General features: G+C 69.0%; 22 protein-coding genes and 1 tRNA gene. 9 read left to right on the forward strand and 14 right to left on the reverse strand.

The annotated features are described in order from the left end of the window. Positions 1-15 precede the first annotated feature (15 nt). The 7 genes from RWO82_RS05090 to idi are packed head-to-tail and all read right to left on the reverse strand — an operon-like array spanning position 16 to position 5,691. A complete protein-coding gene (locus RWO82_RS05090) occupies positions 16-900 on the reverse strand; it encodes a prenyltransferase (protein WP_314424219.1) in 885 nt (294 codons plus the stop codon). Further along, the gene (locus tag RWO82_RS05095) at positions 897-1,253 is read right to left on the reverse strand and encodes a lycopene cyclase domain-containing protein (protein WP_314424222.1); all 357 of its coding nucleotides are present in this window, start codon (positions 1,251-1,253) and stop codon (positions 897-899) included. The genes RWO82_RS05090 and RWO82_RS05095 overlap by 4 nt, the downstream gene beginning before the upstream one ends. After that, positions 1,250-1,594, reverse strand: coding sequence for a lycopene cyclase domain-containing protein (locus RWO82_RS05100; protein WP_314424288.1), 345 nt, complete (start codon positions 1,592-1,594; stop codon positions 1,250-1,252). The genes RWO82_RS05095 and RWO82_RS05100 overlap by 4 nt, the downstream gene beginning before the upstream one ends. Next, complete coding sequence (gene crtI / locus RWO82_RS05105) at positions 1,594-3,189, reverse strand: phytoene desaturase family protein (protein WP_314424225.1); 1,596 nt, start codon at positions 3,187-3,189, stop codon at positions 1,594-1,596. Before crtI ends, RWO82_RS05100 begins: the two co-directional genes overlap by 1 nt. Beyond that, positions 3,186-4,091, reverse strand: coding sequence for a squalene/phytoene synthase family protein (locus tag RWO82_RS05110; protein WP_314424228.1), 906 nt, complete (start codon positions 4,089-4,091; stop codon positions 3,186-3,188). The genes crtI and RWO82_RS05110 overlap by 4 nt, the downstream gene beginning before the upstream one ends. Continuing rightward, the gene (locus RWO82_RS05115; protein WP_314424231.1) at positions 4,088-5,167 is read right to left on the reverse strand and encodes a polyprenyl synthetase family protein; all 1,080 of its coding nucleotides are present in this window, start codon (positions 5,165-5,167) and stop codon (positions 4,088-4,090) included. Before RWO82_RS05115 ends, RWO82_RS05110 begins: the two co-directional genes overlap by 4 nt. 2 nt (positions 5,168-5,169) lie before the next feature. Next, a complete protein-coding gene (gene idi, locus RWO82_RS05120; protein ID WP_314424234.1) occupies positions 5,170-5,691 on the reverse strand; it encodes an isopentenyl-diphosphate Delta-isomerase in 522 nt (173 codons plus the stop codon). Between the two features lie 144 nt (positions 5,692-5,835). Here idi and RWO82_RS05125 point away from each other — a divergent pair, with 144 nt between their 5' ends. Next, positions 5,836-6,411 carry a MarR family transcriptional regulator gene (locus RWO82_RS05125; protein ID WP_314424290.1) on the forward strand — a complete coding sequence of 192 codons (576 nt, stop codon included), beginning with the start codon at positions 5,836-5,838 and terminating at the stop codon, positions 6,409-6,411. Positions 6,412-6,457: 46 nt separating this feature from the next. On the opposite strand, the gene RWO82_RS05130 is transcribed toward RWO82_RS05125, so the two are convergent. Together RWO82_RS05130 and RWO82_RS05135 are read right to left on the reverse strand one after the other, a co-directional pair. Next, positions 6,458-6,805, reverse strand: coding sequence for an Lsr2 family protein (locus RWO82_RS05130; protein ID WP_314424237.1), 348 nt, complete (start codon positions 6,803-6,805; stop codon positions 6,458-6,460). Between the two features lie 112 nt (positions 6,806-6,917). Next, entirely contained in the window at positions 6,918-7,775 is an 858-nt protein-coding gene (locus RWO82_RS05135; protein WP_314424240.1) for a LuxR C-terminal-related transcriptional regulator, read from the reverse strand. 111 nt (positions 7,776-7,886) lie between these two features. On the opposite strand from RWO82_RS05135, the gene RWO82_RS05140 reads away from it, so the two are divergent. Both RWO82_RS05140 and RWO82_RS05145 read left to right on the forward strand, forming a co-directional pair. Continuing rightward, positions 7,887-8,234 carry a DUF485 domain-containing protein gene (locus RWO82_RS05140; protein ID WP_314424243.1) on the forward strand — a complete coding sequence of 116 codons (348 nt, stop codon included), beginning with the start codon at positions 7,887-7,889 and terminating at the stop codon, positions 8,232-8,234. Beyond that, positions 8,231-9,868 carry a cation acetate symporter gene (locus RWO82_RS05145; protein WP_314424245.1) on the forward strand — a complete coding sequence of 546 codons (1,638 nt, stop codon included), beginning with the start codon at positions 8,231-8,233 and terminating at the stop codon, positions 9,866-9,868. The genes RWO82_RS05140 and RWO82_RS05145 overlap by 4 nt, the downstream gene beginning before the upstream one ends. Before the next feature lie 113 nt (positions 9,869-9,981). Here RWO82_RS05145 and RWO82_RS05150 read toward each other — a convergent pair whose 3' ends face one another. Further along, on the reverse strand, positions 9,982-10,503 hold the full coding sequence (locus tag RWO82_RS05150) for a methylated-DNA--[protein]-cysteine S-methyltransferase (RefSeq protein WP_314424246.1): 522 nt from the start codon (positions 10,501-10,503) through the stop codon (positions 9,982-9,984). Positions 10,504-10,738: 235 nt separating this feature from the next. Between RWO82_RS05150 and RWO82_RS05155 the strand changes: the two genes are divergently transcribed. Together RWO82_RS05155 and RWO82_RS05160 are read left to right on the forward strand one after the other, a co-directional pair. Next, positions 10,739-14,404, forward strand: a complete 3,666-nt coding sequence (locus RWO82_RS05155; protein ID WP_399540716.1) for an AAA family ATPase — start codon at positions 10,739-10,741, stop codon at positions 14,402-14,404. Continuing rightward, positions 14,401-14,601 (forward strand): hypothetical protein, encoded by a 201-nt coding sequence (locus tag RWO82_RS05160; protein ID WP_314424247.1) that lies wholly within the window; start codon positions 14,401-14,403, stop codon positions 14,599-14,601. The genes RWO82_RS05155 and RWO82_RS05160 overlap by 4 nt, the downstream gene beginning before the upstream one ends. Positions 14,602-14,703: 102 nt before the next feature. Here RWO82_RS05160 and mscL read toward each other — a convergent pair whose 3' ends face one another. The 3 genes from mscL to RWO82_RS05175 are packed head-to-tail and all read right to left on the reverse strand — an operon-like array spanning position 14,704 to position 16,044. Then, positions 14,704-15,132: a large conductance mechanosensitive channel protein MscL gene (gene mscL / locus RWO82_RS05165; protein ID WP_314424250.1), complete on the reverse strand. Its 429-nt coding sequence runs from the start codon at positions 15,130-15,132 to the stop codon at positions 14,704-14,706. A 25-nt stretch (positions 15,133-15,157) separates the two neighbouring features. Then, positions 15,158-15,430 carry an FmdB family zinc ribbon protein gene (locus RWO82_RS05170; protein ID WP_314424253.1) on the reverse strand — a complete coding sequence of 91 codons (273 nt, stop codon included), beginning with the start codon at positions 15,428-15,430 and terminating at the stop codon, positions 15,158-15,160. Positions 15,431-15,447: 17 nt separating this feature from the next. Further along, the gene (locus RWO82_RS05175) at positions 15,448-16,044 is read right to left on the reverse strand and encodes a 5-formyltetrahydrofolate cyclo-ligase (RefSeq protein WP_314424256.1); all 597 of its coding nucleotides are present in this window, start codon (positions 16,042-16,044) and stop codon (positions 15,448-15,450) included. A 40-nt stretch (positions 16,045-16,084) separates the two neighbouring features. Here RWO82_RS05175 and galU point away from each other — a divergent pair, with 40 nt between their 5' ends. The 4 genes from galU to RWO82_RS05195 all read left to right on the forward strand — a co-directional run bounded on the left by galU (position 16,085) and on the right by RWO82_RS05195 (position 18,697). Beyond that, a complete protein-coding gene (gene galU, locus RWO82_RS05180; RefSeq protein WP_314424258.1) occupies positions 16,085-16,972 on the forward strand; it encodes a UTP--glucose-1-phosphate uridylyltransferase GalU in 888 nt (295 codons plus the stop codon). A gap of 44 nt (positions 16,973-17,016) precedes the next feature. Beyond that, entirely contained in the window at positions 17,017-17,628 is a 612-nt protein-coding gene (locus tag RWO82_RS05185; protein ID WP_314424295.1) for a GNAT family protein, read from the forward strand. Between the two features lie 97 nt (positions 17,629-17,725). After that, a complete protein-coding gene (locus RWO82_RS05190) occupies positions 17,726-18,571 on the forward strand; it encodes a hypothetical protein (RefSeq protein ID WP_314424260.1) in 846 nt (281 codons plus the stop codon). Positions 18,572-18,624: 53 nt separating this feature from the next. Further along, positions 18,625-18,697, forward strand: a tRNA-Ala gene (locus tag RWO82_RS05195). A 206-nt stretch (positions 18,698-18,903) separates the two neighbouring features. On the opposite strand, the gene RWO82_RS05200 is transcribed toward RWO82_RS05195, so the two are convergent. Next, complete coding sequence (locus tag RWO82_RS05200) at positions 18,904-19,686, reverse strand: IclR family transcriptional regulator (RefSeq protein ID WP_399540715.1); 783 nt, start codon at positions 19,684-19,686, stop codon at positions 18,904-18,906. Between the last annotated feature and the right edge of the window lie 18 nt (positions 19,687-19,704).

Here is a 19,704-nt window from a genome sequence, read left to right on the forward strand (position 1 = left end):
GCATCCGTCCCGGCCTCACGTCAACCAGGCGAGGATGAGGATCATCGTGGCGAGGAATCCCGCGAAGTAGTTCAGCGCGATGAACCGGCGCCATGCGCGGTTGGTGCGTGCTGACGTCTCGTCGGTCACGTTCCACCACGGCGCGGCGTTCACGATGTACGGCACGGCCAGCGCGGCACCGAGCGGAGCGGGCCATGAGGTGAACAGCATGGCGATGCCGGCCAGGGTCCACAGGACTATGGACAGTCGCACCGTCGAGCGCGCTCCGATCACGGTCGCGATCGAGCCGATCCCTCCCTCGCGGTCGGGGCCGATGTCCTGCACCGCGCCGAACGCGTGGGCGGCCATGCCCCACAGGAAGAAGGCGACGAGCACGATCACCACGGTCGGCGTGATCGCCCCGTCGGCGAGAGCGAGCCCGACGATCGCGGGCGTCACGAAGTGCAGACTCGACGTCGTCGAATCCAGGAACGGCCGTTCTTTGAAGCGCAGGCCCGGCGCCGAGTAGGCGATCACGGCGAACACGCTCAGCGCGAGCCAGAACCATGACACGGGATCGCCGACCGCGATGAGATAGACGAGGAACGGCACGTTCGTCAGGACGGCCGCCCACAGCGTCGCGCGGTGGATGCGCGGCGACAGGAGAGCGCCCTCTATGCCGCCCTTGCGGGGGTTCGCGAGATCCGAGGCGTAGTCGAACACGTCGTTGATGCCGTACATCGCGAGGTTGTAGGGCACGAGGAAATACAGCGTGCCGAGGATCAGTGTGAGGTCGACTTCGCGTGTCGCCAGGAAGTAGGCGGCGGCGAACGGGAATGCCGTGTTGATCCAGCTGATCGGGCGCGACGAGAGCACGATCTGGGCGAGATCGCTGCGCGCCGGGGCCGTGGCTGCGTTCACGAGTGATCCTCCTCGGCGATCGCGGCACCGGCCGGATTCGCGTCGTTCCTTCGGCGACGTGCTCTGAGCGCCGCCCACAGCGACGGCAGGAGCACAGCGCCCGCGAGCGGATACGCGAAGTCCTCGAGCGGCGCGAGTCCGATGTGGATGCCGAGCAGGTGGCCGGCCGAGTAGTGGAAGAGCCCTGTCGCGATCATCAGGGTGTCGAAGACCGCCGTGAGCACGAACAGCACGGCGATCGTGAGGGCGATGCCGAGGAGGCTCGCACGCCGCCGACCCGCCACGAGGGAGGCGAGTGCCGCACACACGACGGCTGCGGCGACGAACAATGCCGACAGTTCGAGGTAGGTCACGCCGTCTCCTCCGCTCCGGATCGTGCGCGCAGGCGCGCCAGGACGCGCATCGCCCCCGTGTAGACGACCATGGTGCAGATCACGAGGAAGACCAGGAAGATCGGCTCCTCGAGGGGCAGCTCCGGGGCGAGCACGATCCCCGTGGCGACGATGGCCTCTCCGCGGAAGAAGATGCCTCCCGCGATTCCCGCGATGTCCCACAGCAGAAAGAACGTCAGCCCCGCGACGGTGACGATGGATGCCGACACGGCGTCGCGCCAGAAGAAGAGGCGGTAACGCCAATCGAGAAGCAGCATGCACCCGAGGGTGGCGAGCAGGATCGCCAGATACACGGCGCCCATCACGGGACCTGCGTGGCCGTCGCGGACGTCGTGGTCGGGAGAGGCCCGCCCGAGTGGTCGCCGCGGATGCGCTTGAGCACGATCTCGGCGCTGATGAGGCACATCGGCACCCCGACGCCCGGCGCGGTCGTCCCTCCCGCGTAGTACAGGCCGCTCACACGCCGTGAGGCGTTCTGCGCCCGGAACATCGCACTCTGCGACAGGATGTGCGCGGGGCCCAGCATCCCGCCGCGCCACGAGTTGTAGTCGTCGCGGAAGTCGGCGGGTCCCTTGGTCTCGCGCACCACGATCCGCTCGCGCAGATCGTCGATGCCGGCCCACCGCGAGATCATGTCGATCGCCGCGTCCGCGGCCTCTTCGATCGCCGGAGCGCCGGCGCCGTCGGATCCGCCGCCGCCGAGCTCCGTGTCGGCCGGAATCGGGACCAGGACGAAGAGGTTCTCGTGGTCGGCCGGTGCGACCGTGTCATCGGTCGCACTCGGACGGCAGACGTAGGTGGACGCAGGGGAGGGGATCGCGGGATCCTCGCCGAAGATGGCGTCGAAGTTGGCGTCCCAGTCGTCGGTGAAGAACAGGGAGTGATGCGGCAGTTCGGGAAGAGAGCCGCGCACCCCGAGCATGACCAGCACGGCGCCGGGGCCGCTCGTGCGGCGCTCCCACCAGCTCTCCGGGTACGTCCGCAGTTCGGCAGGCAGCAGCCGCGTCTCGGTGTGATGCAGATCGGCGCCGGAGACGACGATGTCGGCGTCCTCGCGATGCAGGGTGCCGTCGGCGTCTCGCCACTCGATGCCCGCGGCGACGCGCTCGCCGCCGGCATCCCGAGTCCGGATGGCCGTCACGTCGGCCTCGGTGACGATCGTCACCCCGGCTGCCCGGGCGAGGTCGGCGATGCGCTCGACGACCCGCCAGAAGCCTCCCTGCGGATAGCTCACGCCCTCGTCGAGATCGAGCGCGCTCATCAGGTGGTACATCGCGGGGGCGCTGCGCGGATCGGTTCCGAGGAACACGGCGGGATAGCCGAGGATCTGTCGGAGCACAGGATCGCGGAAGCGGCGGGCGGCGAAGGACTGGAGACGGGTGCCCAGCAGTGACGCCAGCCTCGGCAGGGCTCGCAGCACCTCGGGGCTCAGGAGCGTGCGCAGCCGTGTGAACGGGTTGTAGAGGAAGTACTTCTCGGCCATCGTGCGGGCCTCGTGCGCGGAGTCCAGGTAGGCGTCGAGCGCGGAGGAGGACCCCGGCTCACGGGATTCGAACAGTTCGGTGACCGCCGCCCGCCCGCTGGGCACCGTGACCGTCGTCGGAGCTCCGTCGGGCTGCGGCTCGCGGAAGACGCGGTAGCCGGGGTCGAGCACGGTCAGGTCGAGCTGCTCGTCGGTGGACGTCCCCATCATCGTGAAGAAGTGATCGAAGACTTCGGGCATCAGATACCACGACGGCCCCGAGTCGAAGCGGAATCCCTCGCGTTCGATGGTCCCCGCTCGTCCTCCGACGCGAGCGTTCTTCTCGTAGACGGTCACGTCGTGGCCGTCGCGAGCGAGCAGACCGGCCACGGCCAGGCCCGCCACGCCTGCACCGATCACCGCCACGCGGCTCATCGGTCGCGCTCCAGGAGGGTGACCGCCACGGCGCGCGCGGCGAGCAGGGCTTTGAGCGGATCGGGGACCCGCACGCGTCGGCGGTAGAGCTCGCTCGCGGGTGTGCGTGCGACCCTGCGGTTCAGCGCCTCGAAGAGGGCGAGGGCGCTGCGCACCGCGGCCCGCGCATCTTTCGGGAGCAGCGGGATCGAGCGTCGGGCGTCGTCGAGCTGCCCGTCGATGCGGCGCACCCACTCGTCGCGATCCGCATCGCTGAGCCGTCCGGATTCGGCCAGGTAGCCGCGCTGCAGGCGGTCGGTGTCGTCGGCGAGGTCGCGCAGGAAGTTGACGTTCTGGAACGCGGCGCCGAGCTGTCTGGCACCGTGCACCAGCGCGGCATGCTCCTCCTCCGTGCGCACCGCTCCGCGCAGGAACACCCGCAGGCACATGAGCCCGACCACCTCTGCCGATCCGTACACATAGCGCTCATGCGCGTCGGCGTCGTAGGCGGCGAAATCGGTCGTGCTCGTGATGTCGGCCCTCATGGAGTCGAAGAACGGCTGGGTCAGGTCCTCGCCGATCCCGGACTCCCGCGCCGTGCGGGCGAACGCGTGCAGCACGAGATCGGTGCTGTAGCCCGTGCGCATGGACCGGTGCGTCTCGGCGACGTACGACGCGAGCGCCTCCGTCTGCGCCGAGGCGTCCAGCCCCGCCTGCGCGGCGACCCCGTCGACGATCTCGTCGGCGATGCGCACCATGGCGTAGATGTTGCGCACGTGCTGACGGTGACGTGCGCCCAGCAGCCGCGTCGCGAGTCCGAACGACGTCGAGTAGGTGCGGATGACGTCGGTCGACGCCGTGTCAGCGGCTCGGCTGAAGCGTCCGAGGCTGTCGCCCCCGGCCGGCGCCGCAGCCGAGGTCACGATCGCCGCCCGTCGAGACGCGTCGCGACGGCGGCGATCGTGGCCGCCGCATCCGCGCTGATCTCGCCGCTGGCCTCTGCCTCCGACAGCAGCGTCTGCACCGCCTCGCGTTGATCCGCGATGAGTCCCGTCACGAACGCCTCCGCGCCGCATTCGCGCAGCCGGTCGCGGATCTCCGTCGCCTGCTGCATGGTCAGATCATCCGACCCGAACGCGCGTTCGATGCGCGACCACGCCGGTGTCGACCGGGCGTAGGCGATGATCGCCGTCTCCTTGCCTTCGCGGAGATCGGAGAACGCGTCCTTGCCGTGCACCCGGTGGTCGCCGAACACGCAGAGCAGGTCGTCCTGCAGCTGGTAGGCGAGGCCGAGATGCCTGCCCACCAGGTGCAGGGCGTCTTCGGCGGAGCTGGATGCCCCTGCCAGCATGGCGCCCGCTCGCAGCGGCAGCGAGAACGAGTAGGTGGCGGTCTTGTACACGCTCATGTTGAGCACGGTGTGCAGGTCGGGCGCGACGATGCCGTGACTGAGCGCCACATCGGTGTGCTCGCCCGCCACGGTCTCGAGAATCGTCTGTTCCACGAGGTCGAGCAGCCGCAGTCGCGTCGGCTGCGAGAGGTCGGCGCGGGCGAACCCCATCACGGCGGCGGACAGCAGGAGATCGCCCATGAGGATCGCGCTCGAACGCGCCCAATGCAGCGAGGCCTCTTCCGTCGACCCCGGGCTCTCAGCGGCGAGAGCCCCGATCAGGTTGGGACCCCTGCGACGGGTCAGGTCTCCGTCGATCACGTCGTCGTGCAGCAGGAAGGCGTAGTGCAGGAGTTCGATGTGCGTCGCCACGTCTATCGCGGCCGACGCCTGCTCGATCGTCGGAACCGGGGCGAGCGCGCGATGGATGTCGAGCAGGAGCCGCGGCCGCACCAGCTTGCCGCCCAGAGCATGAGTCGCCGCGGATCGCCACAGCGAGGCGAACTCGCTGCCGTATGCCTGGGCGTTCTCACTGTGTGCCGTGAACCGCTGTCGCAGCACCTCTTCGACCTGCGTGCCCATGTCTTCGTGGGTCACCGTCGAGGTCATGGTCAGACCGCCCCGGATGCGCGCAGCTGAGGCAGTTGCTCCACGAGCCAGGGGCTGAAGGCGAAAGGCGCTGCGGCGACCGCCTCGGCGAACTCGGCGGGGTCGACCCACGTCCACTCGGCCACCTCATCGGGATCGGGCGAGAGTCCGCCGGCGACCCTGGCGATGTGCACGGGGCAGATCTCGTTCTCCACGATTCCGCTGGCATCGACTGCGCGATACCGGAAGTCGGCGAGCACCATCGTGACGTCGGTCACGGACAGGCCGAGCTCATCCTTCGCGCGTCGGTGCACGGCGTCGGTCATGTCCTCACCAGGTCGCGGGTGGCCGCAGAAGCTGTTCGTCCAGACCCCCGGCCAGGTGCGCTTGCTGAGGGCCCGGCGGGTCACGAGGAGCCGCCCGTTCTCGTCGAGCACATGGCAGGAGAAAGCGAGGTGCAGGGGAGTCTGCGTCGTGTGCACCTGGTCCTTCGGGAACACGCCGATCGCATCTCCGTCTGCGGAAAGGAGGGTGACCTCATCCAACGGGGAACCTCCAAGATTTCGCTAGCCTAGCTAATTATCAACATAACATGAATCAATCGTGTGTAGCATGATCCCATGAACAACGGATCTGACGCCAGCCCCCGGGGGAGCGGCTCGTCGGATGCGATCCCTCCGCGGGGCGTGATGTCTCCCGACGGGCTGGCGCACTCGGCGATCTACGACGTCGAGGCGAGCGACCCGCGAAGCGTTCTCATCGACCGTTCGGGGGTCGGGCCCGAGGATCTCCAGCAGATCGCCGTCCTCATGGGAGCGCTCGGCGACCTGCGGGACGCGGAGCAGAAGCTCTCGCTGGCGTCGCGCCGGTACATGCGCCTGAACGAGACGGACATGAGGGCGCTCCATTACCTGATCGTCTCGGACAACCGCGGCGTCACCGCGACGCCGGGCGGCATCGCCACGCATCTGGGCATCTCGACGGCGTCGACCACGAAGCTGCTGGATCGGCTCGAGAAGGGCGGGCACATCCGTCGTGCTCCGCATCCGACCGATCGCCGGGCACTCGCCATCAGGATCACGCCCGAGACCAGGCAGGCGGCGATGGACACCGTGGGGAAGCAGCAGGCGAAGCGGTTCTACTCGGCCGCTCGATTGACCTCCGCAGAGCGCGACGTCGTCATCCGATTCCTGTCGGACATGGCCGATCAGATCACTCTCCGAGACGAAGTCTGGGCGCAGGACGCGGGGCCGGCTTCCGCCTGAGTGCCGTCCGCGCGGCGGCCGCCGCGACGAGGGTCCGTATGACCGGTCAGTGCGCGGCGTTGTACGCCTCGACCACGGGGGCGGGGATGCGCCCGCGCTCGGACAGCGTGTAGCCGTTGTCGTTGGCCCATGCCCGGATGGCGGCCACCTCGGGATTGCGCGCAGGGCGCTTACGCGTCGTGGCGGCGGAGCGCGCCGCGGAGGAGGATCCTGCACGCCGGCCGGCGGAGATGTAGGGCTCGAATGCCTTGCGCAGTTCCTCGGCGTGATCTGCGCTGAGATCGATCTCGTACGAGGTTCCGTTCAGCGAGAAATGGACCGTCTCGCCGTCGCCCACTTCGAGAATGCTGCCGTCGATGTCGTCAACCAGCTGGTGCACAATTCGTCTCGCCATGCAATAGACAATACATCTCATTCGCGAATGTGATGAACAATTCGCCCCGCGCGCGACTCGATGCGACAACTCGACGCGACAGCGGGATCGACGTCGGGACGATCTTTTGCGCTCAGGGCAGCAGACCGGCGCGGCGCGCTTTCGTCACCGCGGCATGACGGGTGGACGCGTCGAGTTTGGACATCGCGGTTCCGAGGTATGCCTTCACGGTGCCCTCGCGCAATCCGAGTTCGGCGGCGATCTCGGCGTTGGTCGCCCCGAGGGCGGCGCATGCCAGCACATCGGTCTCGCGCCGGGAGAGGTGCACCGTCGGAATCGGGCCCGTGAGCGCGGCGGACGTGTCGCCCGCCAACTCGACCAGCCGGCGCTCCACCTGTGCGATGCGGGCGCGCAGGTCGGCGTCGTCGACGGATGCGGCGATGCTGCGCAGCTCGGCGAAGCTCTCGCGGAGCTCTTCCCGCTCGCGGGGGGCGACCGAGGTCGGCCCGGGACCCGCTGCACGCAGACGTCGATCGACCTCGTCGCGGATGCGCAGCTCCTCGGCGACGGAGTGGGCGACCTGCATGGCTGGGGCCGTCGTCACGCCACCCACCGGCGTCCGCTCCCACGCTCCGGCGTACAGCACGCCGCGCGGGCGACCGGCGACGATGATCGGCAGGGCCAGGAGCGTGCGCAGACCCTCGCCGAGCACGAAGACGTCGTAGTCGTGGGTGATCTGGCGCGACGAGCCGTAGTCGTTCGTCATCCGAGGGCGCAGCTCCATCATCGCCCGCCCGCCCAGGCCGCGCTCAGGACGCACGCGCAGGCCGTCGAGGCTGCGCGTGCGATTGCCGACGATGCTGGTGACGCTGACGACGCCCTCGTCGATCAGGCCCCCGAAGGTCACCGGGAAGCGGGTGCGCTGAGACAGCTCGCGCACAGCTCTGGCGACGAGCTCGGTCTCGGATTCCTGCGTGGTCGTTGTGCTCATGACGACTACCTACTTTCGGGGGTGACGGCGCCGTTCCCCGTTTCGTAGCGTCGACCCTATCACTCGCGCGGCTGGCCGCGGGAGCCGAAGAACATGTGGCAAGGAGGCCCCATGACCGACCATTCACCTGCGGTCTCGGCGGACGGAATCGACTACATCGCCGTCGAGGAATCGGAGCGTTTCCGCACGCTCAAGCGCACTCAGAGATCATTCATCTTCCCGATGGCCGCATTCTTCCTGATCTGGTACTTCGTATATGTGCTGTTGGGCGCATTCGCGACCGAGTTCATGGCACAGCGCGTATGGGGAGATATCACCGTCGGACTGCTGCTAGGACTCGGGCAGTTCGTCACGACATTCGCGATCACGATGGGATATGTCGCGTTCGCGAACCGAAAACTCGATCCGATCGCGACGGACATCCGTGAAGAACTCGAGAAGGCGCAGGGTCAGGCATGAACGTGCGCTTCGCAACGGGCGAGACCCTCGCGGTCGAGAGCAATCCCGTGCTGAACATCTCGATCTTCCTCGCATTCGTCGCGGTGACGCTGTTCATCGTCATCCGGGCGAGCCGCAACAACAAGACCGCGGCCGACTACTACGCGGCGGGTCGATCGTTCACCGGTCCTCAGAACGGATTCGCGATCGCCGGGGACTACCTCTCCGCGGCATCGTTCCTGGGCATCTGCGGAGCGATCGCGATCAACGGCTACGACGGTTTCCTCTACTCGATCGGATTCCTCGTCGCCTGGCTCGTGGCGCTCCTGCTGGTCGCCGAGCTCATGCGCAACACCGGCAAGTTCACGATGGCCGATGTGCTCTCCTTCCGGTTGAAGCAGCGTCCCGTGCGCATGGCCGCCGCCATCACGACCCTCGCGGTCTGCTTCTTCTATCTGCTCGCGCAGATGGCGGGAGCAGGCGGGCTCGTCTCTCTGCTCCTCGGCATCGACGGGCGACTGGGTCAGTCGATCGTGATCGCCGTCGTCGGCGTGCTCATGATCGTGTACGTGCTGATCGGCGGCATGAAGGGCACGACCTGGGTGCAGATCGTCAAGGCGTTCCTGCTGATCGGCGGTGCGATCGCGATGACCGTGTGGGTGCTCGCGATCCACGGCTTCAACCTCGACACCCTGCTCGGGGCGGCCGTCGCGAACTCCGACAAGGGCGACGCGATCCTCGCCCCCGGTCTGCAGTACGGCGCCAACCCGTGGGACTTCCTGTCGCTCGGCATGGCGCTGGTGCTCGGCACGGCGGGTCTGCCGCACGTCCTGATGCGCTTCTACACCGTGCCCACCGCCAAGGAGGCGCGTCGTTCGGTGGTCTGGGCGATCTGGCTGATCGGCGGCTTCTACCTGCTCACTCTCGTTCTCGGATACGGGGCGGGTGCGCTCGTGGGCGCCGACGTCATCGCAGCGGCGCCGGGCGGACCGAACTCCGCGGCACCGCTCCTCGCCCTCTACCTGGGCGGCCCGGTGCTGCTCGGGTTCATCTCGGCAGTCGCGTTCGCGACGATCCTGGCGGTCGTCGCGGGTCTCACGATCACGGCGGCGGCGTCGTTCGCGCACGACATCTACGCCAACGTGATCCAGAAGGGGAAGAAGGATGCCGCCGGCAACCCCGTGGAGCCGGATCCGAACGGCGAGGTGCGGGTCGCACGACGCACCGTGATCGTGATCGGCATCCTCGCGATCATCGGCGGAATCGGCGCGCAGGGGCAGAACATCGCGTTCCTCGTGGCGCTCGCGTTCGCGGTCGCGGCATCCGCGAACCTGCCGACGATCCTGTACTCGCTGTTCTGGCGGCGCTTCACCACGCGGGGCGCGGTGTGGAGCATGTACGGGGGACTCGGCGCGGCGATCATCCTGATCGTGCTGTCGCCGGTGTTCTCGGGTTCGCCGACCTCGATGATCCCCGGGATCGACATCGTGCTGTGGCCGATGAACAACCCCGGCATCGTGTCGATACCCATCGGCTTCTTCCTGGGCTGGCTCGGCACCGTCACGACCAGGGAGAAGGAATCGCCGATGCTGGCGGCCGAGATGGAGGTGCGCTCGCTCACCGGATTCGGTGCGGAGAAGGCGACCGACCACTGACGACCTCCAGGTGGTGACTCGAGCCACCACACCCGTGGACCCCTGCGGCCTACTCGCAGGGGTCCACGGGCATGTTCAGGGTCAGCGCGGCGCGGTCGGTCCCGCGCCGAGCGTCATGACCGTGCCTGGGCCTCGAGATCGAGGAGGAAGGTCTTCCGCTCGGGGTGAGCGCCGTACTGGCCGGCGGATCCGTCGGAGCGCACGACGCGGTGCACCGGCACGATGATCGAGAACGGCGTCAGGCGGCAGGCCGTGCCCACGGCGCGGGCGGCGCCGGGGTGGCCCGCGAGCACGGCGACATCCCCGTAGCTGAGGGTCTGGCCCCAGTCGATCGTGCAGATGACCTGCAGCGCCTCTCGGGAGAATCCCTCGATCAGCCGCCAGTCGAGCTTCAGATGCTCAGTGAAGGCGATCGGCTCGCCGTCGAAGTAGGCGTCGAGCAGCTGCGACAGTTCTGCCGCTGCCCCGGGGTCGGGCTCGGGGACGGCGCCGAGTCGGCGCGAGACGTTCTCGAGCAGCCAGGGGACCGAGGGGTCCGCCGACTCCGAGAGATCGAAGTGCACGATCCCCTCGTCGGAGAACACGGCGAGAGCGTCTCCGAACGGAGTCGGGGCGAAGTCGTAGCGGAAGGTCATGGATCCATCCTCGCCCGGACGGCGGTGCGGTGCTGTTCGGAAGGACGGGGGCAGGGGAGGGCCTGCGCCGTGCGAGGATCCGTGGAGGAGAGGTGAGGGGAGCACGCCGGCGCCCGGAGAGCCGGAAATCCCGCGAAAACCCGCCCGGGATACCGACGACGCGACGTGACGCGCTTAGTGTGTGAGGGTGTGGCGACGTGATGGCAAGGCTGCGGAAGCGGCGAACGATGCCCGGGTGGACCTGGGCGAGCTGCACGTGACCCCGGCGCGCATCGAGGTCGCGCACGCAGCCGAGGCGGAACGCACACGTCTGCGTGCCGAGGCCGCTGATCTGGGCGGTGCGTCGCCGCTCGTCACGTTCCGCGACACGGTCGAGTCCGGCATCGACATCTCCAAAGCGCATCCCGGCAGCCTGCCGCAGTTCATCACCGGCAAGTCGACGCTCCTCTCCAATCTCTTCCGCGACGAGGTGGGCCTGCGCACGGCGCGGCTCGCGGCCGAGCGGATCACCGCCAAGAACACCGAGCTGCGCACGGTGCGCGGGATCGAAGCCGTCCACCTCGCCGTCGGCGTGGCCGGCTGGCGCATCGGAGGAGCCGACTTCTCGGCCCCCGTGCTGCTGCGCCCTCTCGCCATCCGCCGACACCACACCGATTTCGAGCTCAAGCTGCAGGGCGGCTTCGACGTGAATCCCGAGCTCGTGCGCATCGCCCGCGAGCACTTCGGCATCACGATCGATGCGGCAGCCCTCGCCGCGCTCGCCTACGACGGCGGTGTGTTCAAGCCGCAGCCGGTGATCGACAGCCTGCGCGCCACGACGCGTTCGATCGACACCTTCACGGTGCTGCCTCGCCTCGTCGTGTCGACATTCGCCGATGTCGGCGGGGCCATGTCCCGCGACGGCGGCACTCTCGACCACATGGTGCTCAACGCGCTCGCGGGGCACGTCGGCGATCGGGAGCAGGTCTCGGCGCGACGACCTGCACCGCATCACGTCGGGCCGGACGACCGGGCACCGGCATCCGACAACCTGCTGCTCGATGCGGATGCCGAGCAGGAGGCCGTTCTCGCCCGGATCGCCGCCGGGCAGTCGATCACCGTCGCGACGCTGCCGGGCACGGGCGGCACGCAGACCGTCATCAATGCCGTGGGCGAACTGGTGCGAGCGGGCAAGCGCGTGCTCGTGGTCTCGGCGCGACGTTCGACCCTCGACGGCGTGCGCCACCGGCTGGCCGGCATCGGGCTCGACGGACTGGCGATCTCGAGCCAGAGCGTGCGCCGCGACCTGGTGCGCGCGATCGGGCGCAATGAGAAGGCGTCCGCGCCGAAGGTGAGCGACGTCGACGATGCGCTGGTGCGCCTTCGCAGTGTGCTCATCGACTACCGTCGCGCACTGACCGCGCCCGTCGCCGGCACGGGTTCCTCTGTGCTCGACGCCACACGTCAGCTGACGCGGCTCGCATCGCTGCCGACGCCCCCGTCGACCACCGCTCGCCTCAGCAGCGAGACCCTGCGGCGCCTGGCCGGCGATCGCTCTGCCGCGGCCGAGGCGCTCGCGCAGGCCGCACGTCTCGGGGAGTTCCGCTTCGGTCCCGACGACTCGCCCTGGTACGGCGTCACGTTCTCGAGCACGGACGCCGCGCGTGCCGCGCATCAGCTCGCCGGGCGACTGCACTCCGACAGCGTTCCCGCGCTGCTCGAACGGGGCTATGCGCTGATCGCCCAGACGCACATGCGGCCGTTCGCCACGATCGATGAGCTCGGCGAATATCTGCGGCTGCTGCAGGGCATCCGCGACTCGCTCGACCGCTTCAGTCCGACGGTCTTCGAGCGTCCGCTGGGCGAGCTCATCCAGGCCCATGGTTCGCGCCGTGACGCTCCCGGCATGTCGAGCGCCAATCGTCGTCGACTGCGGCGCCTCGCGAAGGAGTACGTACGCCCCGGGGTGCACGTGACCGAGATGCACGAGTCGCTGCTGCGCATCCAGACGCAGCGCACGCAGTGGCAGCGCTGCGTGGAGGCGGGCGTCGCACCCGAGATCCCGCTGGGACTCGCCGATGTCTACGCCTCGTGGGAGCGCGTGGTGGCCGAGCTGTCCGAGCTCGATGCGGCTCTCGGCAGACGTGAACCGCTCGCATCGCTTCCCGTGGCACGGCTCGTGCGGATCCTCGCCGGTCTCGCGGCCAAGTCGGACGTCTTCGACAACCTCGTCGAGCGCGCCGAGCTGCGCGACCGACTGGCCGATCTGGGCCTCGAGCCGCTGCTGACCGAGCTGTCGGTGCGTCACGTCTCCGAGGCGCAGGTGGGCGAGGAGCTCGAGTTCGCATGGTGGCAGTCGCTCCTCGAACGCGCGCTGCAGGACGATCGCGCGCTGCTCGGCGCGAACACCGCCGTCGTCGACCGTCTCGAACGGGACTTCCGCCTCGTCGACGAGGCGCACGCCGCCATGGCCGGCCCGCTGCTCGCGTGGCAGCTCGCCAACCAGTGGAAGATCGCGATCGTCGATGAGCCCGAGGAGTCGCAGCACCTGCGCAAGGCGCTCACGCAGAAGTCCACGACGACCGCCGAGATCGTCAGCGCCGCCCCCACACTCGTCAGAGCTCTGGCCCCGGTGTGGATCTCGTCGCCCTATCTCGTGCCCGAGATCCCCGACTCCGTGGAATTCGACACGGTTCTGCTGGTGGATGCCGCGGCGATCAACCTCGCCGAAGCAGCCCCGGCGATCCGCCGTGCGCGTCAGGTCGTGGCGTTCGGCGACCCGGTGACCCAGCGGCCGACCGCATTCGACGTCGCCGTGGGGACAGACCCGGAGTGGGAGCCGGAGGTGCCGTTCGACGAGGTGTCGGTGTTCGAGCGCCTCTCGGAACTGCTGCCGGTGATGACCCTCACGCGCAGTTATCGAGCCGGCGGCGAAGACCTCGCCGAGCTGATCAACGACGCGTTCTACGGAGGAGAGATCGTCTCGCTGCCGTGGGCCGGCTCGTACCTCGGCCGGGGCAGCCTGACCGTCGACTACGTCGAGGGCGGCACGGGCGCTCCGGATCCGATCTCGGGTGCCGTCGAGAGTCCGGATGCCGAGGTGGCTCGCGTGGTGACCCTGGTCGTGGAGCACGCGGTGCATCGCCCGAACGAGTCGCTCATGGTGGTCACCGCGAGCCGTCGTCACGCCGAGCGCGTGCGCGCCGCGGTCACGTCGGCCTTCGCCGGACGCTCCGACGTGGCCGATTTCGTGGGCCGCGACACCGCCGAACCTCTCGCCGTGCTCACGCTCGAGGAGTCGGTCGCCGAGAGTCGCGACCGCGTGATCTTCTCGCTCGGATACGGCCTGACCAAGCACGGCCGTGTGCTCAGCGACTTCGGTGACCTGTCATCGCCCGACGGAGAGCGCCTGCTCACGGTCGGCATGACCCGTGCGCGCCGCTCGATGGTGATGGTCTCGTCGATCAGACCCTCCGCGTTCGACGACGGACGGCTGGAGTACGGGGCGGCCACGCTGATGTCGATCCTGGGTGGCCTGGCCGCGCGGGGACGCGAGGCGCGACTGGAGGACCTGGCCGACCCGCTGACCCTCGCACTCGCGAGAGAGCTGCGGCGTCTCGGTGCCGCGGTCGACGTCGACTATCGCGGTCTGCTGCCGCTGGTGGCGCAGCACGCCGGCAAGGCTGTCGTGATCGAGTCGGATCCGGAGACACGCGGAGAGTCTCTGCGCGAGACGCTGCGCCTGCGGCCGAACGTGCTCCGCCGTCTCGGATGGCACTACGTGCGTGTGCACGCCTTCGACCTGTACAGTGACCCGGCGACCGTCGCGTCGCGCATCGCGGAGGTGCTGGGGATCTCGGCATCCACCGTGCGCGCCGACAACGACACGCAGCCGCTCGATCTCGACGACGCGCAGGGATGAACGACGACGACACCCCCTCAGCTCCGCGTCAGAAGGTGGTGCGGGTGACCGGTTCGCGGCGCGCTCGTCTCACGCCGGTCGAGGGCACCGACACCTCTCCGGAGCGCGCCGCGGGGGAGAAGCCGCCGGCATCCGCGCCCCGAGACAAGGGCCCCAACGACGACCGGCTGATGCAGGACGTCCCTCCGCACTACTGAACGCGCGGACGCGTGAGAAACGGCGAACCGCCCGAGATCCGGAGAATCGGTGCGATTCTGTACGGATCTCGGGCGGTCGGCCGGATCTCGGGCGGGGGATGCTCAGCCGCGAGGCGCCTGCTGCTTCGCGAGCAGGTCGCGGATCTCGATGAGCAGCTCGGTCTCGGTGGCGGCTGCCGGCTCTTCTGCAGGCTCTTCGGCCGCGGTGCCCTTGCGGGCTTCGACGTGCGCCTTGAACGTGTTCATCGGCAGCACGAAGACGAAGTAGACGACGGCCGCGACGGCGAGGAAGCTGATGATCGCCGAGATGAGGTCGCCGAGCGGGAAGGTGACGTCGTTGCCGTAGATGTTCGTGACCGTGGGGCCGAAGTTGCCCGCCGCATCCGCCTCGAAGAAGAGCGAGACGAGCGGGTTGATGACGCTGTTCACGACGGCGGTGACGATGGCCGTGAACGCGGTGCCGATGACCACCGCGACAGCCAGGTCGATGACGTTGCCGCGGAGGAGGAATTCCTTGAAGCCTTTGAGCATGGTGATCTCCGTGTTGTTCGGTGAGTCAGGACGATGCGGACGTCGCCGCGGGCGCGGGCTTCGAGCTCGTCGACGATTCTGACTTCGATGATGCCAGGGCGGCGGACGATCCGGCGGAGCCCGAACGCGAGTCGGTGCGATAGAAGCCCGAGCCGTTGAACGTGACGCCGATCGAGCCGTACTGCTTGCGCAGCTCGCCGCCGCACTCGGGGCAGACGGTCAGTGCGTCTTCGGCGAAACTCTGCACGGCGTCGAAGGCGTGGCCGCAGGAGCGGCAGGCATAGGCATAGGTGGGCATAGGGGTCCTCGTGAGGGTCAGCGCCGGGTGGGCGACAGGAGAAGGGTCTGCGTGGGGGTCACGACGCCGGTCACCGGCTGATCGTGCACGTCCCTCGGCAGGAGGTCGAGTATCTCGGAATCATAGATGACCGCGTAGACCGGAGGGCATTTCTGCATGGATCCGATGGTCTTGTCGAAGTAGCCGCGTCCCCAGCCCATGCGCATCCCGCTCCGGTCGACGGCTGCGGCGGGGATGATCATCAGGTCGACATCGTTGACCGCGATGGGGCCCAGCAGCTCGCCGGTCGGCTCGGGGAGCCCGAAGAGCCCTTCGGCGATCTCGTCGTCGTCGGTCGCGACGGCCCAGTCGAGCAGGCCGTCCGCACGGGTCACCGGGAGCAGCACCCGGATGCCGCGGCGCACTGCCTCGCGCACGAACGTCCTCGTGCCGGGTTCGGTCGTGGTCGAGAGGAAGCAGGAGATCGAGCGCGCGCCGAGCGAGTCCACGAGCTGGTCGAGTCGTTCGGTGAGGGCTGCGGCCAGGGCGTCGCGTTGGGATTCGCTCAGCAGCTGCCGTCGTTCGCGGAGTTCCGCACGCAGTGCGCGCTTCTCGTGCTCGACGTCGTTCGCCATGCCTCCGAGTCTACGGCGGCTCCACCGCTAGGCTGTGGGGATGGGTCATCAGAAGATCAAAGCTGTCATTCCCGCTGCAGGACTGGGGACGCGATTCCTGCCCGCGACGAAGGCCATGCCGAAGGAGATGCTGCCTGTCGTCGACAAGCCGGCGATCCAGTACGTCGTCGAAGAAGCGGCGGATGCAGGGATCGACGACATCCTCGTCATCATCGGACGCAACAAGAACGCCATCTCGAACCACTTCGACTCCGTGCCGGAGCTCGAGGTCAAGCTCACCGAGAAGGGCGACATGGGGCGCCTCGAGCACGTCATGAAGTCGAGCGACCTCGCCGACATCCACTTCGTGCGCCAGGGGGAGCCGAAGGGCCTCGGTCACGCGGTGCTGCGCTCTCGCACCCATGTGGGCGACAGCTCGTTCGCCGTGCTGCTCGGCGACGACCTCATCGACGCGCGCGACCCGCTGCTGACCGAGATGATCGCGGAGCACGAGCGTACCGGCGCCGCGGTGATCGCCCTCATGGAGGTCGATCCGTCGAGCATCCACATGTACGGCGCCGCAGCCGTCGAGCCCCTCGAGGGCTCGGACGCCGTGAAGGTCACGGGCCTCGTCGAGAAGCCCCCGGTCGAAGACGCCCCCTCGAACCTCGCGGTCATCGGGCGCTACGTGCTGCCCGCCTCGATCTTCGAGGTGCTCGAGCGCACCGAACCGGGTAAGGGCGGCGAGATCCAGCTGACCGATGCGCTGCAGGTGCTCGCGACGGACGCCGATGGACCCGGCGTGGTGGGAGTCGTGTTCCGCGGACGCCGCTACGACACCGGCGACCGCGTCGACTACATCAAGGCGATCGTGCAGCTGGCCTCGGACCGCGATGATCTGGGGCCGGAGCTGCGGCCGTGGCTCAAGGAGTTCGCAGAGCGCCTCTAGGCGTCATGCTGCGGGGAGCGCGCAGGATGGAACCGGTGACGGGGATGCGGCACGGGGCGATCGAGCTGCGCCTCGTGCGCCCGCGCGACGCGAGAGCGCTGCAGCACGAGCTGCTCTCGAACAGGCAGTGGCTGCAGCCGTGGGAGGCGACCGTGCCCTACGGCTCGGTCTCGTTCGACATGCGGCTCAGCATCCGGCGTCTGCTGCAACAGCACCGCGAGGGCGCCGGCTATCCGTTCGTCATGGAGTACGAGGGCGAGATCGCGGGGCAGCTCAACGTCTGGGGTGTCGCACGAGGGTCGCTGTGCTCGGCCACGATCGGCTACTGGGTGAGCGAGCGGTTCGCCGGCAAGGGGATCACTCCCACGGCCGTCGCTCTCGCCACCGACGCCTGCTTCACCGAATACGCGCTGCATCGCATGGAGATCTGCATCCGTCCCGAGAACGCGGCGAGCCTGCGCATCGTGCAGAAACTCGGCTTCCGCTACGAGGGGCTGCGGCGCCGGTACATCCACATCGACGGGGACTGGCGCGACCACTACGCGTTCGCGCTCACGAGAGAGGATGTGCCGCAGGGGGTTCTCGCGCGATGGGTGAGCGGGCAGGTGCCGCCGGACGCCGCGACGATCCCGCCGGCAGACCGCATGATCATCTGATCGTCGCCATGTCGCCACGTCGTCGCGAGCGGAACTCGTCGCGACACGCGCTCGCGCAGAGCCTCGTCGTCGCCGCTGTTCCCGTACCGTTGGGGACATGGACGGGCCGGTGCTGAGCGGGGGAGTGATCGTGCTCGTCGCTGCCCTCCTGTGGATGCTGTACCTGCTGCCCTCGTGGCGCGGCAGGTTCCAGTACGACGCCGCCGAGCGCAACGCCGTCAGACTCAACCAGGCCCTCCGAGTGCTCGCCGAGACGAGTGAGACCCCCGACGAAGTGCGCCTCGAGCTCAACGCCCGCACGGCTCTCGCACAGCAGAAGCTCGCGAAGCGCGTGCAGTCCGAGCGTGAGGCGGCAGAACTCGAAGCGCTCCGTCAGGAGCTCGCCGCGACCAGGGCCGACCCCGTGATCCGTCAGGCGCGTGCACGCCGGCGCGTGCGGGTCACCGCGACGGCCCTCGCTCTGGTGGGACTCGCGATCGCCGGCCTCGGAGTGTGGCAGCTGCTCATGGCACAGACGCAGCTGCTGATCTGGATCGGCGGCGCCCTGACGATCGGGTCGGCAGTCGTGCTGCAGCGCATGGCGTCGGTCGCGTCGCGCGCGGCTCGTCGCCCGGCTCAGGTTGCCGAGGCGCCGGCTCCGCGCGTGGCTCCCGCTCTGCACGATCAGGGGCCCGCGACGTGGACCCCTCGTCCGCTTCCCGAGCCGCTCATGTCGGTCGCGGGTTCTCGTGCCCAGGCCGCCCGTGCGGAGATCGAGGCGCAGGAGGAGCGTCGCAAGGCCGCTCGTCTCGCAGAGCTCCGCGAGCGCGCCGAGCGGATGGCGCCGGATGCTCCGGTGCAGCTGCCCGCGGCCTCGTCGCCCTACGCGCGCATGGGCTTCGTGGACGACGCCGAGATCGAGGCGCACGTGCGCGATCTGCTCGTCAAGCGGGCCGCCGGGTGACCTGCGGGTGACGCGGACACCTCGTCGATCGTGATAACGTAGACGAGGTTCACGGGCCTATGGCGCAGTTGGTAGCGCGCCTCGTTCGCATCGAGGAGGTCAGGGGTTCGAATCCCCTTAGGTCCACACCGTGAAGAAGGCCCCGCGCTTACGCCCGGGGCCTTCTTCGTGTCCGGCTGCCTCGGTCGGCGCCTCGTGTCGGAATCGCGGGCGGATGGCGACGACACGTGCCACCCGAGCTCGCGGGTGTGCCGCGGCGTCTGCCTCGGTTGGCGCCTCGGGTCGGAATCGCGGGGGGATGGCGTCAACGGGTGCCAATTGAGTTCCGCGGCTCACCGGGCCACCCGTGATTCGAGCACCGCGGCGGTCTCGCGCACGGCATCCGCGAGCGTCAGCTCATCGAGGTCGGAACCTGCCCAGGTCACGGCGACGGCTGCAACCGGCCAGCCCGTGTGATCGCGCAGGGCGGCGCCGACCGAGCGCAGTCCGTCGGCCACCTCGCTGTCTTCCGTCGCGTAGCCGCGGGCGCGCACCTCTCGCAGCACTTCGCGGAGCGCGCTCGGCGTGCGGGGTCCCCTGCCCGTGCGGTCGGGGAACGCCGAGGCGCTGGGGTAGAGCGCCCGCACCTGTTCGCGCGGAAGCGCCGCCAGCATGGCACGCCCGGATGCCGTGAGGTGGGCGGGCAGCCGGACGCCGACATCCGTGACCAGCGCCGGGCGTCGAGGCGCGCGCTCCTCGACGATGTAGAGCACGTCGCCGCCGCTCATCACCGCGAGATGGGCGCTCTCGCCGAGGCGGTCGGACAGTGCGGCGATCAACGGCCGTCCCAGGCGGGCGAGGGGCTGTTGGCGCGAGTAGCCTCCCGCGAGCTCGAAGGCGGAGGTGCCGAGTCCCCACCGTCGCTCTTCCCGTAGATGCATCACGAAGCCGTGGGCGGCGAGGGTGGTCAGCAGGTGGTAGACGGTCGAGCGGGGGAGGGCGAGCTCGCGGGCGATCGCCGACGCCGCGACGGGCGCCGGGCGGCCGGCGAGGTAGCGGAGGATGCGCAGGGTCTGATCGGCCGCGGGGACCTGCGCGGCCCCGGGCGAGGGACCGGCGCTATTGTCTGGGATCACAGACACAGCCTGCCACGC

This window comes from uncultured Microbacterium sp., from assembly GCF_963521645.1.
Taxonomy (GTDB): Bacteria; Actinomycetota; Actinomycetes; order Actinomycetales; family Microbacteriaceae; genus Microbacterium.